The 15,570-nt window shown below is 33.2% G+C and carries 16 protein-coding genes; 11 read left to right on the top strand and 5 right to left on the bottom strand.

Annotated features, from left to right (window positions below):
* Positions 1-551: 551 nt before the first annotated feature.
* The 4 genes from AN960_RS24505 to msrC form a co-directional block, all read right to left on the bottom strand.
* The gene (locus AN960_RS24505; RefSeq protein ID WP_156339686.1) at positions 552-725 is read right to left on the bottom strand and encodes a hypothetical protein; all 174 of its coding nucleotides are present in this window, start codon (positions 723-725) and stop codon (positions 552-554) included.
* Positions 707-943, bottom strand: coding sequence for a hypothetical protein (locus AN960_RS13120; protein ID WP_056472144.1), 237 nt, complete (start codon positions 941-943; stop codon positions 707-709). Before AN960_RS13120 ends, AN960_RS24505 begins: the two co-directional genes overlap by 19 nt.
* Positions 944-1,173: 230 nt before the next feature.
* On the bottom strand, positions 1,174-1,776 hold the full coding sequence (gene rpsD / locus AN960_RS13125) for a 30S ribosomal protein S4 (protein ID WP_056472146.1): 603 nt from the start codon (positions 1,774-1,776) through the stop codon (positions 1,174-1,176).
* Positions 1,777-2,073: 297 nt separating this feature from the next.
* Positions 2,074-2,562 carry a free L-methionine (R)-S-oxide reductase MsrC gene (gene msrC / locus AN960_RS13130; protein ID WP_056472149.1) on the bottom strand — a complete coding sequence of 163 codons (489 nt, stop codon included), beginning with the start codon at positions 2,560-2,562 and terminating at the stop codon, positions 2,074-2,076.
* 146 nt (positions 2,563-2,708) lie between these two features.
* Between msrC and refZ the strand changes: the two genes are divergently transcribed.
* The 11 genes from refZ (at position 2,709) to tpx (ending at position 14,613) form a co-directional block, all read left to right on the top strand.
* A complete protein-coding gene (gene refZ, locus AN960_RS13135; RefSeq protein ID WP_056472152.1) occupies positions 2,709-3,356 on the top strand; it encodes a forespore capture DNA-binding protein RefZ in 648 nt (215 codons plus the stop codon).
* Positions 3,357-3,622: 266 nt separating this feature from the next.
* On the top strand, positions 3,623-5,341 hold the full coding sequence (ezrA, locus tag AN960_RS13140; protein ID WP_056472153.1) for a septation ring formation regulator EzrA: 1,719 nt from the start codon (positions 3,623-3,625) through the stop codon (positions 5,339-5,341).
* Between the two features lie 78 nt (positions 5,342-5,419).
* Positions 5,420-6,559: a cysteine desulfurase family protein gene (locus AN960_RS13145; RefSeq protein ID WP_056472154.1), complete on the top strand. Its 1,140-nt coding sequence runs from the start codon at positions 5,420-5,422 to the stop codon at positions 6,557-6,559.
* A gap of 4 nt (positions 6,560-6,563) precedes the next feature.
* The gene (gene thiI, locus AN960_RS13150) at positions 6,564-7,793 is read left to right on the top strand and encodes a tRNA uracil 4-sulfurtransferase ThiI (protein WP_056472158.1); all 1,230 of its coding nucleotides are present in this window, start codon (positions 6,564-6,566) and stop codon (positions 7,791-7,793) included.
* 81 nt (positions 7,794-7,874) lie between these two features.
* Complete coding sequence (locus AN960_RS13155) at positions 7,875-8,084, top strand: alpha/beta-type small acid-soluble spore protein (protein WP_056472162.1); 210 nt, start codon at positions 7,875-7,877, stop codon at positions 8,082-8,084.
* Positions 8,085-8,405: 321 nt separating this feature from the next.
* On the top strand, positions 8,406-9,278 hold the full coding sequence (locus AN960_RS13160) for an aldose 1-epimerase family protein (RefSeq protein ID WP_056472167.1): 873 nt from the start codon (positions 8,406-8,408) through the stop codon (positions 9,276-9,278).
* Between the two features lie 274 nt (positions 9,279-9,552).
* A complete protein-coding gene (mbcS, locus tag AN960_RS13165; RefSeq protein ID WP_056472168.1) occupies positions 9,553-11,127 on the top strand; it encodes an acyl-CoA synthetase MbcS in 1,575 nt (524 codons plus the stop codon).
* Positions 11,128-11,219: 92 nt separating this feature from the next.
* Positions 11,220-12,794: an amidohydrolase gene (locus AN960_RS13170; protein ID WP_056472171.1), complete on the top strand. Its 1,575-nt coding sequence runs from the start codon at positions 11,220-11,222 to the stop codon at positions 12,792-12,794.
* 141 nt (positions 12,795-12,935) lie between these two features.
* On the top strand, positions 12,936-13,565 hold the full coding sequence (locus AN960_RS13175; protein WP_056472174.1) for a DUF2953 domain-containing protein: 630 nt from the start codon (positions 12,936-12,938) through the stop codon (positions 13,563-13,565).
* A gap of 12 nt (positions 13,566-13,577) precedes the next feature.
* Positions 13,578-14,021, top strand: coding sequence for a GerW family sporulation protein (gene ytfJ / locus AN960_RS13180; RefSeq protein ID WP_056472177.1), 444 nt, complete (start codon positions 13,578-13,580; stop codon positions 14,019-14,021).
* 91 nt (positions 14,022-14,112) lie between these two features.
* Positions 14,113-14,613: a thiol peroxidase gene (tpx, locus tag AN960_RS13185; RefSeq protein WP_056472180.1), complete on the top strand. Its 501-nt coding sequence runs from the start codon at positions 14,113-14,115 to the stop codon at positions 14,611-14,613.
* Positions 14,614-14,751: 138 nt separating this feature from the next.
* Here tpx and proC read toward each other — a convergent pair whose 3' ends face one another.
* Complete coding sequence (gene proC / locus AN960_RS13190; RefSeq protein WP_056472182.1) at positions 14,752-15,558, bottom strand: pyrroline-5-carboxylate reductase; 807 nt, start codon at positions 15,556-15,558, stop codon at positions 14,752-14,754.
* Positions 15,559-15,570: the final 12 nt, after the last annotated feature.

Genomic DNA, 15,570 nt, shown 5'->3' on the forward strand with positions numbered 1-15,570 from the left:
CCAGTAAAATACCGAGTTCATGCCCAACAGGCTGCCTAATTGAAGTAACCAGTCTAACTTTATGGGGTCACTACAGAGCTAGCGGCGTGGTTCTTTTTTATTGTTCTGAATTATACTTCAACTGAAATTTTTTGGCGTGAAAACACTAGTAGTTGTTAAAGCGTTTTAAGAGAAGAGTGGTAAGTTAAGTGAACGGATTGGTAAAGGTACTTCTAGATGTATAGAAAAAAGCAAAAATTTTAAAATGTTAGATAGATACTTAAAAAAATGGTAGTGAACTGCGAAGAAAAAACTCGGAGTAAATTGAAAAAATAGAATTTATCTTTAAAGATTAAAACTGTCATTATAATAGCTTTCTTATAAATCTACCTATTACTATAATTAAAACAGCACTTAAAAATTGTATAGTAAATAGTGATAAAGTACTTATGTCCATATCGAATAGATTATTGAGAATGGAATCTCCCCAAAATCCTATAATGATGCATAAAAGTACTTCTGTCTTGAATTTAAAATTACTAAAGATAAATTTAAATACTTCGTTAGTATTCTTAAACATCAATCCACCCATTCTTTGGTTTTTTATCTTTACTATCAATAAAACTTGCTAGTTTACCACCTAAATCCATATAATCTAATGCAAAATCTAAGCCTTTGCTAAGTAAATAAGCTACTGGAGCTGCACTAATTGCCACAAATTTACTTTTTAAAGTTTTTGTAAACATTTTTTAGCTTGGTCTTTCCCGACTTTTTTTATATATGCAGAAACAGAACCATCTTCATTAGAAAATCCTTCAACTGTTGGTGCAGGCATTTGAGGATACTCATCGTTTACTGCACGACCTTGTAAAATTGGTGGAGCAGGCAAACTCGATTGAGAGTTTACATGTTTGGCATTGTTCTCAGTAATATGTTTAGTAATTCCTTTATTTAGCGTTTTCATTATTACCTCCAAAATGATTTTTGGGATATATTATCCAATGAAAACTTTACCACATTACATCGATAAGTGTGAGATCATATTTGAAATGCAATATTTCAAATATGACTTGTACATTTCAATTAGTACAAGATAATTTATGTGTTGGTTGACAAAATATAAAAAATCCCTAGAAGTGTTGATATATCAACGTTTCTAGGGGTTTTATAAATGCTATTTACATAGCATTGTTATTAACGGTTGTAGAATTCAACGATAAGAGCTTCGTTGATTTCAGCTGGTAATTCAGAACGCTCTGGTAAGCGGTTGAAAGTACCTTCTAATTTGTCAGCGTTGAAAGTGATGTACTCAGGTACAAAGTTGTTAACTTCAACAGCTTCTTTAACTACAGCTAAGTTTTGTGATTTTTCACGTAAGCTGATAGTTTGGCCAATTTTCACGCGGAAAGAAGGGATGTCTACACGTTTGCCATCAACTAAGATGTGACCGTGGTTAACTAATTGACGAGCAGCACGACGAGTACGAGCAAGACCCATACGGTAAACTACGTTGTCTAAACGAGTTTCTAATAAGATCATGAAGTTTTCACCATGTTTACCAGTTAATTTACCAGCGATATCAAAAGTGCGACGGAATTGGCGCTCATTAACACCAAACATGTGACGAAGCTTTTGCTTCTCTTGTAATTGTAAACCATATTCTGATAATTTTTTACGTTGGTTAGGTCCGTGTTGACCTGGTGCGTAAGGGCGTTTTTCTAATTCTTTACCTGTTCCGCTTAATGAAATGCCTAAACGGCGAGATAATTTCCAAGTAGATCCTGTATAACGAGACATTGATTGTCTCCTCCTTTAGTTTTTATTTTGGAGTAAAATAAAAACGTTCGTGTAGCTCCAGATTGTTTATTTTGCTTTCATGTATCCTCGCTCCAGCAGCCAGAGTTACGCGATGACACCTCTTAAACAGTAGAGGAACAAAATAAATATCAAGCCTGTGCTTACAACGCTGCGTTATTTTACACAAAAAATATTATAACCAGATAGTATAAAATAGTCAAGGGCAGTTTTGTTTTTAACTTTTTATATAAAGAAAAAAGAAATCCACAAAAGATTCCTTTTTAAAATCAAATTTTCTTATCTGATTGTTTCTTCAATTAAATTGACGATTGCTTGAAGATATTTTTGATCCGTTTCATCAAAACGATTGAATTCAGGACTATCGATATCTAAAACTCCAATTACTTCACCGTTATTCATTAAAGGAATAACGATTTCTGAATTTGATGCAGCATCACAAGCGATGTGGCCAGGAAAGTCGTGAACATTATCGATTCTTTGAACTGTTTTTGTTTCGGCAGATGTACCGCAAACACCTTTGCCGTATGGTATACGCACACAAGCAGGAAGACCTACAAATGGGCCTAAAACTAATTCATTACGATCTCCATCTTTTAAATAAAATCCAACCCAATTTATTTGGTGCAAAAACTGATTTAATAAGGCAGATGTATTTGCTAAATTAGCAATTAGGTTATGTTCACCATCTATTAAAGCTTTTACTTGAGCTGTTAGAGTATTATATTGTTGTTCTTTCGTACCTGAATATTCGACTTTTTGAAACATTTGTAGACCCCTTTCCCTATTTCATGTGAAATATCATAGCATATTTAGAAAGAATACTGGTAATTTTGTCGACCGATTTGTAGAGGAAATTATCAATATTTCGCTAATTAGTAAAGGAATTGATGTTGTAAAAGAGGGTGACGAGTATGGAGCAAGATAAACTTGCAACAAAGAAGAAAGTCATCGAGACAGCGCTTACGTTATTTAAAATTAATGGATACCATGGTACTTCAGTAAGGGATATTTCTAAAAAGGCAAATGTAAATATTGCGACGATTTCATATTATTTTAAAGGTAAACAAGGTTTACTTGAACATATTATAGTAGAGTTTTTAGAAGGATACGTTGAAATTTTAGATAAACATTGTTTGTCATTATACGATAAAAACGCAAATTTAATTTTAATGAACCTTGTTGATGAAGTATTAAATTATTACTTTTTAAAAAAGGAATATGCTTCGATTTTTTACAGAGAACTGACAATCGACTCTGTCTTCATTCGTGAAATTATGATGACTTATTTAGCAAGAGAGCGTTATACTTTTACTCAAATTTATGATGCCATTCGTATATCTAATACGAAACTAACGATGCCATTTTCAGTCTTTTTCGTCCAGCTAAAATCCTTCCTTTCAACACCGTACTTATTTCCAAGCTATTTAAATGAGGTATTGTATATACAGCAAAATGATCTATATTTTTTTGAGAGATACAAAGAGTATGTAGAGAAGTGGATCGAATCACTTATCGATAAGGATGAGCGTCTAGTTAACCGAGTAGAACTATCATCCTAAATGGTCGCCTTTTCATTGTGAAAAATCACAATAAAAGGCGTTTTTCGTTGCTTAAAAATCTGAAATTTCTACAAGCTTTTACAGTATTTATTATAGTTTGATAAAAATATGAAAAAATTGAAAAAATTAAGCCAAAAATCAACTTTATCATGTTATTATTAACTATGACCTAAATAAAGTGCGATTTATTAATTCAGAAATTAACGTACAAATAAATAGATACTAAAATAGATTCAGATGGCAGTAAAGGAGGTACATCAGGAAAAATGACAATGACATTCTATGTAATTTTAGTCGTAATAGGTATTGTTATCGCATTAATGATTGTAGCCTTAACAATTCGACAACGTTTATACAAAAAGCTTGATGAACTTGAAGCGTGGAGAATGCAGTTAATGAGTAAGCCCGTTACGGATGAACTTTCAAAGCTAAAGGCCTTAAATATGACCGGCCAAACGGAAGAGCTTTTTGATAAATGGAGAACCGATTGGGATGAACTAGTTACAACTTTTTTACCGAAAGTAACTGATTCGATCTCAGTAATAGATGAGGCAATTAATAAATATCATTTCATGAAAGCTAAAGCAGGGATTAGTGAAATTGAGGGAAGCTTAACCGAAGCAGAATCAAGCGTCGAAAAAATTCTAAATGAGGTAAGCGACTTAGTAGGTAGTGAAGAACAAAATAATTCGGATATTGAAATGTTAAACCAAGAGTATCTAGAGCAAAGAAAGCTTTTATTAACTCATCGTCATCTATATTCAATTTCTGAAACTCAGTTGGAACAAAAGATGGATGAAATCAAACAACAAGTCCAATTATTTAATGAAACAACTGAAAAAGGAAACTATTTAGAGGCAAGAGGCTTAGTAAGAGAAATTGCTGATCAAGTACATATACTGAAAACAAATATGGAAATCATTCCGGATTTATATATTGAATCTTCTACTACAATGCCCTCTCAAATACATAATTTAGTTGATGGCTTAAAGCAAATGAAAGCAGAAGGATATGCGCTTGATTTTGAAGTATTAGAAAATGAAACAATTGATTGTTCTAAAATATGCATCGAATGTGTCGAATTAATTAAAAAACTAGAAATCACAGAAGCGAATGACAAGCTTGAATTTGTGAAAGCAAAAGTCGATTCAATTTATGATTTATTAGAAAAAGAAGTAGAGAGTAAATTTGTAGTAGAAAAAGAAATATGGACTGCCCAAGAAGAAATTCAAAGTATTCGAGAAGATAATTTAAAAACAAAAGAAGAGACTCAATTAGTTCAGCAAATTTATGAATTAAGTGAAGAAGATACTCAAGCTCAAAAAATGGTTGAAAAACAAGTAAGTATCATTACAAAACGGTTTGAATTATTGCAGATTCGTGTAGCAGAACAAGATCTTGCATTTTCTGTAATAAGAGAAGAATTAGATTTACTAAAAAACCAAATGGAAGATGTTAAAGAATCTCATTTGATGTATGTTGAAATGTTAAAAGCACTTCGAAAAGATGAATTACAAGCTCGTGATCAATTAATTGAAATGAAACGATTAATGTTAGAGGTCAAACGTCTTGTTCAAATTTCTAATTTACCTGGTATGCCAGTTTCTTCTATGAAACAAATACAAGATGCTCAAGAAAGTATGCAAATTGTTTATTTGGAATTAGAGAAAAAGCCATTAAAAATGACGCACGTATCATTTTTACTAGAAAAAGCAGTAACAACTGTAAGTGATTGCTATAATGATACGAAATATATGATTGAACAAGGATATTTCGTAGAAAAAGTGATACAATATGGAAATCGCTATAGAAGTAAAAATGTACAAATGGCAACGTCAATGGACAAGGCAGAGCAATTATTTAGAGAATTCCAATATAACGAAGCTCTAGAAGAAGCTGCCGTTTCAATTGAAAAAGTTGAACCTGGTGCAATCGATAAATTACAAGAAATACTAAATGAACAAAAGTACACACTACCCCTATAGATGAAAATCTTAGGGGTTTCGTCTGTTTTCAGATATAATGAAAAATGGACTCAAGCAATATGGAGGTACGGAAAAAATATGATTTATTTTGATAATAGTGCGACTACTAAACCTTATAAAGAGGTATTGGACACATATATTACTGTTTCAGAGCAGTTTTTTGGAAACCCCTCTTCGATCCATAAGCTTGGTGGACGCTCAGAGCAATTACTCTCAAAGGCTAGAATCCAAATTGCAGAGCTTTTATCAGTTCAGCCGTCAGAAATCATCTTTACATCAGGTGGAACAGAGGGTAATAATCTAGCAATAAAAGGAACTGCCATGATGCATCGCTCGAGAGGGAAGCATTTAATTACGACTGAAATTGAACATCCGTCAATTTATGAGGCATATAAACAATTAGAGGATCTAGGGTTCGAAGTAACCTACTTATCCCCAAACGAAGATGGATTTATTTCTGTAGACCAATTAAAAAATGCGCTAAGAGATGATACGATTTTAGTTTCTGTAATTCATGTAAATAATGAAACAGGAGCAATTCAACCAATAGCTGAAATTGGGCAATTATTAAAGGGTTATCCAAAAGTATTTTTCCATGTTGATGCTGTTCAAGGGATCGGTAAAGTACCATTAAATATTAAACAAGCTGCGATCGATTTATTAACTATTTCTGGTCATAAATTTCATAGTGTAAAAGGAACTGGAATTTTATATATTAGAGAAGGTGTAACATTATCGTCTTTAATGACAGGTGGTTCACAGGAAAGAGAGATTCGTTCAGGAACGGAAAATCTAGCAGGAATTGTTTCGATGGCAAAAGCTTTAAGGATCACACTAGAAAAACAAAAGACAATGAATGACCACTTATATGACATGAGAAATGAACTCATTCAAAATTTAGAAATGAATGACGCTGTGTTGAACTCACCAAAATCAGATTTTGCTCCTCATATAATAAATATTTCATTTGTTGGATTAAAGCCTGAGGTAATTGTCCATGCTCTATCTGAAGAAAATGTTTTTATTTCTACAAAATCAGCATGTTCTTCTAAAACTTTTGAGATAAGCCGTGTATTACAAAGTATGGGTAAGAGCGAAAAAGTAGCAAGTAGTGCTGTCAGAATTAGTCTTTCTTATGAAAATACAATGGGTGAAGTAGAGCAGTTTAATAAAATAATTAAAGAAGTAATTAAAAATTTATATAAAATAATGAGGTAACAGCATGAATGTAGAATATATTTTAATTCGTTATGGAGAAATGACTACAAAAGGAAAAAATCGAGGTCGATTTACAAGTATATTAAGAGAAAATGTTCGTAATCGATTAAAAGCTTTTGAAAAAATTAAAATCACTGCAACGCGTGATCGTATGTATATAAAATTAAATGGTGAAGACCATGAGAAGGTTGCTGCCAATTTAAAAGAAGTTTTTGGGATTCATACGTTTAGTTATGCTAGAAAAGTTGATACTGAATTAGAAGCAATTAAAGTAGGTGCTCTTGAAGCGATTAACGAGCTTGGTGATAGCGTTAAAACGTTTAAAGTTAACGTACAACGTAGTTATAAACAATTCCCATTAAATACGCCGCAGTTAAATCGCGAGCTAGGCGGGTATATACTCCAAAATACAGAACACTTAACTGTAGATGTTCATAAGCCAGATGTAGCTGTTCGAGTAGAAGTACGTGATGATGCCACTTATATTACTTGTGGAGAAGAATATGGTGCAGGTGGCTATCCAGTTGGAGTTGGCGGAAAAGTTATGTTATTACTATCTGGAGGAATCGATAGTCCAGTAGCAGCGTATATGTTGTTAAAACGAGGCGTATCAATAGAGGCGATTCATTTTGAAAGTCCTCCATTTACGAGTGATCGTGCAAAACAAAAAGTAATTGATTTAGCAAGTAAACTAACTAGATATTGTAGACGAGTGACTTTACATGTTATACCATTTACTGAACTTCAAAAAGCAATTCATAAAGAAATGCCTGCAAGCTACACAATGACAATCATGAGACGTGTTATGCTAAGAGTTGCTGAGCAAGTTTCTGTTGATCGTAAAGCACTTGCTTTAGCAACTGGTGAAAGCCTAGGTCAAGTGGCGAGCCAAACATTGGAAAGTATGCATACAATCAATGAAGTAACTAATTATCCAGTTTTAAGACCTCTATTAGCTATGGATAAATTAGAGATTATGGATATTGCTAAAAAAATTGATACGTATGATATCAGTATTAGACCTTATGAGGATTGCTGTACAATTTTTACTCCAGCTAATCCAACAACAAAACCAAAACGTGATAAAGTGGCTCGCTATGAGAGTCGTTTTGACTTTACAGAACTAATAAATGAAGCTGTTGTTAATAGAGAATCAATCATTTTTGAGAACGAAATGATTCGAAATCAATCGTCAACAAAAGAAGTAGAAATCGATATCGACGCACTTTTATAAAATTACTAAAAATTACCAACAGAAATATGAATGAAGATATGTGTTTTATCACACTCTATACTCACAAGGAGGTGACAACACATGTCAAATAGAAATAATTCAGGTAGCAATCAATTATTAGTTGATGGTGCACAATCTGCTTTAGATCAAATGAAGTATGAAATCGCTACAGAATTTGGTGTAAATCTTGGCGCTGATACAACTTCTCGTGCGAATGGATCTGTTGGTGGTGAAATCACAAAGCGTTTAGTACAAATGGCTGAACAAAGCCTTGGTGGATATTCAAGATAATAAATTTAAATAATTATGGATTAAGGGGTAGGGTAAAACCTACCTCTTTTCTATTTGCTCAGACTACCTGTAAAACGCTCGCTTTCTTCGTTGCTTCGCCTGCCTGCGGTGCTCATTACCGTCAAAGGTAACTCCGCTCCTCATCAGGCTTCGCGCCTCGAAAGGCAAACGTTTTCAGGTAGTCTGAAATCTGAATTTTTGGGACTTTGTCTTTACCCATTTTTAAAATTTTGGAGATTTTGTTATACACTTTTCGGTTGATTTAATATTTAAGATTAACTTTGCTATAATAAAGGGAAAAATTAAAGGAGAGACCTGTTCATGTCATATATTGAAAATGAATTTATTAAAGTTATAACAAAATCACAGGGAGCAGAGTTGACGGGTATCTATACAAAAAAAGATAATTTAAATTATTTATGGAATGCTGATCCAGTTTATTGGGGGAGACATGCACCTGTTTTATTTCCGAATGTAGGTAAATTAATTGATAATCAATATAAAATAGATAATAGAGTCTATGAGCTTTCTCAACATGGTTTTGCAAGAGATATGGATTTCCAATTAACTGAATTGAAAGAAGACTATATCAACTATGAGTTAATCAGTAGTGAAGACTCGCTTTTAAAATATCCATTTCAATTTTCATTAAATATTAATTATAAGATTGAAAATAATACTGTTTTTATTAAATATGTTGTAACGAATAATGATCAGAAATCAATGCCATTTTCAATAGGGGCTCATCCAGCGTTTAACATACCTCTAAAGGAAGATGAAACTTTTGAGGATTATTACTTACAGTTTGAAGAAGAAGAGAGATTAGAAACAATTAAATTAGAAGGACCATATCGAAGTGGTAAAAGAGAACTAATCGCTCAAAATATTAAAAAATTACCATTAACACGAGATTTGTTTAAGGATGATGCATTAATTTTTGAAAAACTTAATAAAAATGTGCTGACAATTCGTTCGAAAAATCATAATAATAAAATCAAAGTTGATTTCGAAGGGTTTCCATACGTTGGAATATGGACTACACAAACAGCACCTTTTCTATGTATTGAGCCATGGTATGGAATTGCAGATGAAATCGGCCCAGTAAAAGAAATGAAAAATAAACTTGGTATTCAAATTTTAAATCCAAATGAAACATTTACTTGTACATATAGTATTACAGTTGAAAGTGATTGATTTACTGGAAAGGTAAGTGACGAAAGTTTAGGTCTAGCCCTTTTGAAAGCGGGATCCTGTAGTGAAAATCAAGTTCACCCTAATTCACTTTTTATCATGAAATAAACTATCTTTTTTAGGTAGTTTATTTTTTTTATGAGTTTTTGTTTAAATTTTCTGAAAAATAGTCGAAAAATAGCAGGAATTGACTAGACAAGTAACGAAACCATTATTATTCTATTTTGCAAAATTCAAAATATAATTTTAGTAATGATCAAAAGGGGGACTAACTAAGATGAACAGTACAAGTCTAATCGCTCCAAAAGTATATAATCTCGTTTGGGAAATTGAAAAGTTTGCTACAACCGACAAAGTGGCGTTAAAGTGGGTTGACCTAAATGGAGAATCCCATCAGTTAACTTATAAGGAACTTTATAATCAAGTTCACCAATATGCTTTTACATTTAAAAATAGTGGCATCGAAAAAGGGGACAAACTTTTTGTCATGATGCCAAGATGTGTTGAGACTTATGTAGTTTATTTAGCTATTTTAAAAATTGGATGTGTTGTAATCCCAGGATCTGAAATGTTAACGGTTAAGGATATTCAATACCGTCTTGAACATAGTGAAGTAAAAGCGATTGTATCGCATGATGAATATATAGGTACTTTTAGCGATATTGCTAAAACTGGAAAATATAAATTATTTACTATTCATAATCAACAAACCGTATGGACTTCATTGAATGACCAAGCAATTAGTGGAGCTCATGTATTAACTGTAGAAACAAAAAGTGATGATTTAGCGTTTATTTCTTATACGTCAGGAACGACAGGCAATCCTAAAGGTGTTGTACACACTCACAGTTGGGGGTACGCTCATATTCGTACAGTTGCTTCGAATTGGCTAGATGTGACTGAAGATGATACTGTATGGGCGACTGCAGGACCAGGATGGCAAAAGTGGATATGGAGTCCATTTTTAGCGACATTAGGCAGTGGGGCAACAGGGTTCTTTTATGAAGGGAAATTTGATGCAGATACTTTCCTAACATTGCTTAAGGAACAAAATATAACAGTATTTTGTAGTACGCCAACCGAATACCGATTTATGGCAAAGGTTGAAAATCTAGATCAATATCAATTACCAGCATTAAGGAGTGCTGTATCAGCAGGAGAGCCTTTAAACCAAGAAGTAATCCGTACATTTAAAAAGCATTTCAATGTTGATGTAAGAGATGGTTATGGACAAACTGAAAATACATTATTAATCGGAACGATGAAGGATATTAAAGCAAAAGTAGGTTCAATGGGTATCCCGACTCCAGGAAACTTAGTTGAAATCGTTGATGATGAAGGAAATCCAATCGGGGTTAATGAAGTGGGGCATATCGCAGTACATATAAGCTCTCCAGCATTATTTAAACATTATTATAATGATATGGAACGTACAAAAGCTCAGAGAAAAGGTGAGTATTATTTAACGGGTGACCGAGCTAAGAAAGATGAAGATGGCTACTATTGGTTTGATGGACGTAGTGATGACATTATTATTAGTTCTGGTTATACAATAGGTCCTTTTGAAATAGAAGATGCGTTAGTACAACATAGGCTTGTAAAAGAATGTGCGGTTGTTGCTAGTCCAGATCCGTTACGTGGAAATGTTGTTAAAGCTTTTGTTGTTTTGACTGAAAATGCTTCAAATCAAGAAGACTTAGTATCTGAACTACAAGAACACGTTAAAAAAATTACTGCTCCATATAAATATCCACGTAAAATTGAATTTGTCCAAGAGCTACCAAAAACAACTTCAGGTAAAATTCGCCGAGTAGAATTACGTGCGATGGAACAATTGCGTGAATCGAATTAACTAAATACTTATGTTAAAATGAGGGGAAATTCCCTCTTTTTTGTTTTTAGGTAAAACAATAAACGAGATGAATGAACGGATGGTGGAATGTAATGAAGAAGCTTTGGCATAATGGTTTATTTTATACGATGGAACGCGAAGGGGAAACTGTAGACTCAATCATTACTGAAGAAGATCAAATTTTAAAAATAGGAACATATGAAGCTTTACTTTCTTTTTTAGAAGGTGAACAGTTTGAGAAAATTAATTGTAATGGAAAAATCGGCTTTCCAGGTTTTATTGATAGTCATTTACACTTAATTGGTCATGGTGAAGCGATGAATCGTGTTGATTTGTCAAAGTGCCAATCATATGACGAGATGCTTAATCGAATGAAAAGAGTTGTAAAGGATGCACGCCCGAATGAGTGGATTGTTGGGGAAGGGTGGAATGAAAACGAATGGGAATCAACAGCAGTATTCAGCATTGATGATTTAAATAGTCTATCAAATACAAATCCAATTGTATTAAAAAGAACTTGTAGACATGTCTACTTTGTAAATTCTATTGCACTTAATCATGCAACAATAAGTGAACATATGCAAATCGAAGGAGGACAAATTGGTTGCTCTGATGATGGGCGTTTGAACGGATTATTGTATGATGAAGCCGTTAATTTAATTATAAAAGCGATGCCGGCACCTGACGATCAGTATTTGTCAAAAGCAATCATTTCCGCTATTAAAGATTGTTACCAATACGGAATCGTTGGAGCGGTAACAGAAGATTTATCATATTATGGAAACGCAAATCTAGTGATTGATTTATATGAGCGATTATTAAATGAAGTTCCATTTCATACTCATGTATTAATTCATCATACGACTTTGGATGAAGTCAAAGGAAGATTACATAAAGGTAATAAGAATGTATCATTTGGAGGCGTAAAAGCATTCATTGATGGTTCATTTGGTGGTCGTACTGCACTATTAGAAAAACCATATGACGACGATCAAAGTACAACAGGACTACAAGTGACTTCTCCAGAAAAATTAGAAGTTATTACAAAAAAAGCACGTGAAAATGAATTGCCAATCGCATTTCATATGATTGGTGATTTAGCCGTAAAGCAGGCCATTGAAGTTGTTAAAAAATATCCTAATCAAACTCAGCTACCTGATCGATTTATACATTGTGCACTTTTATCTCCAAAATTAGTTGAGGAAATGAAAGAATTAAACATCGTTGTAGATGTACAAACCTCATTTATATATGCAGATTATCCATGGTTAGTTGAACGTATAGGTCAAAGCCGAAATGAATATGCGTATTTAATTAAAACACTGCTAAATGAATCAATCGCTATCGCAAATGGTTCAGATACACCGATTGATACAATTAATCCGTGGCAAGGGATATATACAGCGGTTACTCGAAAAGCAAAGGATCAGATAGCATATAATATCGAGGAAGCAATTAGCCTATATGAAGCAATTAAACTTTATACGATTGATAGTGCGGCTTCGTTTCGTCAAGAAGGCAAGAGAGGTCTCATAAAAGAAGGATATACTGCTGACTTTATTTTATTTGATGAAAATCCATTTGAGTTAGAAAAAGATGATCTACTGTATGTAAAATGTAGTGAAACTATTTGCCGAGGAAATATTGTCTATAAAAGGCAGGGGTAAGTTAAAAGATAATTTTGGTTGTTATCAACAAAAAACTAGAATTGATCAACATAGTTGAAAAGAATGGTATGTAATTTTACCATTCTTTTTTGTTTATCCAGAAGTTGGTTTGCCCATACTGATACAAAAAAGGGTGGTTTCTTGCTTTACATATACTCTATTCTAATTTTTATTGCGATCGTAGTTATACTTTTAATATTTTTCGTACTTTTTATAAATATGAAGGTCAATATTCTATCTGTTTATACAAATGAAGAACGATTTATGAATATTAAACTGTCTATTTTGAACAACCTATTGCGTTTCACCTTTACGATTCCTTTAAAGAGACCGAAAGAGGTAAAGGAGGACGTTTCAGATTTAGAGAAAAAAAGGGATTTGTCTGTCTTTCAACAAATTGATTTTTTCATAAATTTATACTCCAACGGACATACTATCATTACAAAATTTTTAAACACTGTAGAAATTTACAATTTAAATTATCATATTCATTTCGGTGTCGGAAATTCTGCTTTAACAGGGATATCTATTGGAACAGCTTATAGTGCGATCGGAATTTTTGAAAACTTATTAAAGAAATTTACGATATTACATCATCCGCCAACTATAGATATCACGCCCAACTATTATACATCCATAATGGAAACTACTGGAAAGATACGGTTTTCATTTTCGGTACGAAAGGCAGTCTTTGCGGGACTATTATTACTTAAAGCATATTTGAAAACTAGAAAAGACTTTAAAGCAACACATCCAATCGAAACTAATTAGAGGTGATTAACAATGAGTCAACATCCTATTGGAGACTTAATGCACGCGGCAATGGAAAATTTATCAGCAATGATTAATGTAAATACAATTATTGGTGATCCAATTTCAACACCAGATGGAAGCTTAATCTTAACCGTATCAAAAGTAGGGGTTGGCTTTGCGGCTGGTGGAAGTGAATTTCGAAATTACCATTTAGTAGATGGTGTTAAAGAAGCTGAAGTAAGAAGTCCACATCCATTTGGAGGAGGTACAGGTGGAGGTGCCTCAATCACTCCGATTGCATTTTTAATTGTAAGTAGAGATGGTGTTAAACTACTTCACCTAGATCAAAATACACATTTAATTGAAAAGCTTATGGATTTAACACCTCAAGCGTTAGAAAAAGTAAAAAAATATATGAAGAAAAAAGACGATTCAGATAATCAAGAGGAAGATTTTGATTCAAATTTAGATTAAATACAAAATTTAAGTAAAGTTAATTGCAATCAAGGTTTCCTTCCAGTAAGATAAATGTTGTGAACATTTTGTAATTTTGGGAGGAAATATCATGGCATCTGTAACATTTAAAAACAATCCAGTAACTCTTATTGGACAAGAAGTAAAAGTAGGAGAAAAAGCTCCAAGCTTTACTGTATTAGCAAACGATTTAAGCCCTGTAACTTTAGAAGCTTCAGCTGGTAAAGTACGTTTAATCAGCGCAGTACCTTCTGTAGATACTGGAATTTGTGATGCACAAACTCGTCGTTTTAACGAAGAATTATCAAACGTAGAAAACGTTGAAGTTTTAACAATTTCAATGGACTTACCATTCGCACAAAAAAGATGGTGTGCTGCAAGTGGTTTAGAAAATGTACATACATACTCTGATCACCGTGATGCATCTTTTGGTGAAGCATTTGGTGTTTTAATGCAAGAATTACGTTTATTAGCTCGTGCAGTATTCGTAGTAGATTCAAATGACGTTGTTACTTACGTTGAGTACGTAGCTGAAGGTACAACTCATCCAAACTATGAAGCAGCAATCGAAGCTGTAAAAGCTGCAAAATAATAACGATAACTCTATTAAGAGGTAAAAGGCTGTCGAGTAGAACTCGGCAGTTTTTTTGCATTTAAAAAGACATTCATAAATATGAATGTCTCAGATTGTATAAAGTACAAAAACTTAAGTATCAGACTGTTGCCAAGATTATTTACCTAAAGACACTGATTTCTCAGTACAACGTTCCATAGCCGAAATAATAGATGAGCGGAAGCCTTGTTTTTCTAATTCGGCAATCGCTTCTATTGTTGCCCCACCTGGTGTGCAAACTTGGTCTTTTAGTTCTCCAGGATGTAATTCAGTTTCAAGTACCATCTTTGCTGCTCCTAAAACTGCTTGGGCAGCTAATTTATATGCTTGGTCACGCTTTATCCCTTGTAATACAGCTCCGTCAGCTAATGCTTCGATCATTAAGTAAACATAAGCTGGAGAAGAACCACTAACTGCAGGAATCGCATCCATTAATTTTTCATTTACTAATTCGCATTTTCCAAAGCTATTGAAAATTTCCATTACTTCACTTAACTCATCATGGGTAACTATTTGATTATGACAAAGTGCACTCATACCTTCTCTAACTAATGAAGGAGTATTTGGCATCGTTCTAACGATTTTAACTTCTTTACCGAATGATTTTTCAACACCTTCTAAAGTAATTCCAGCGGCAATCGTAATGATCACAGTATTATTTGTAACAACTTCTTTAATTTCTTCAATAATTGTAGGATATAAATCAGGTTTTACTGCTAAAAACAAATAATCAACTTGCTTTGCTAAATCGATATTACTATTTAATGTTTGAACATTATATAAATCTTTCACTTTTACAAGTGTTTCATTAGACCTTGCACTTACATAAATTTGCTGCTTCTCAATTACATTCGAATCAATTAACCCACCAATCATAGCTTGGGCCATTTTACCGCAACCAATAAAACCAATCTTCTTATTCATTCGTTCTCACAT

It is taken from the genome of Bacillus sp. FJAT-25509, from assembly GCF_001420605.1.
GTDB lineage: Bacteria > Bacillota > Bacilli > Bacillales > Bacillaceae_G > Gottfriedia.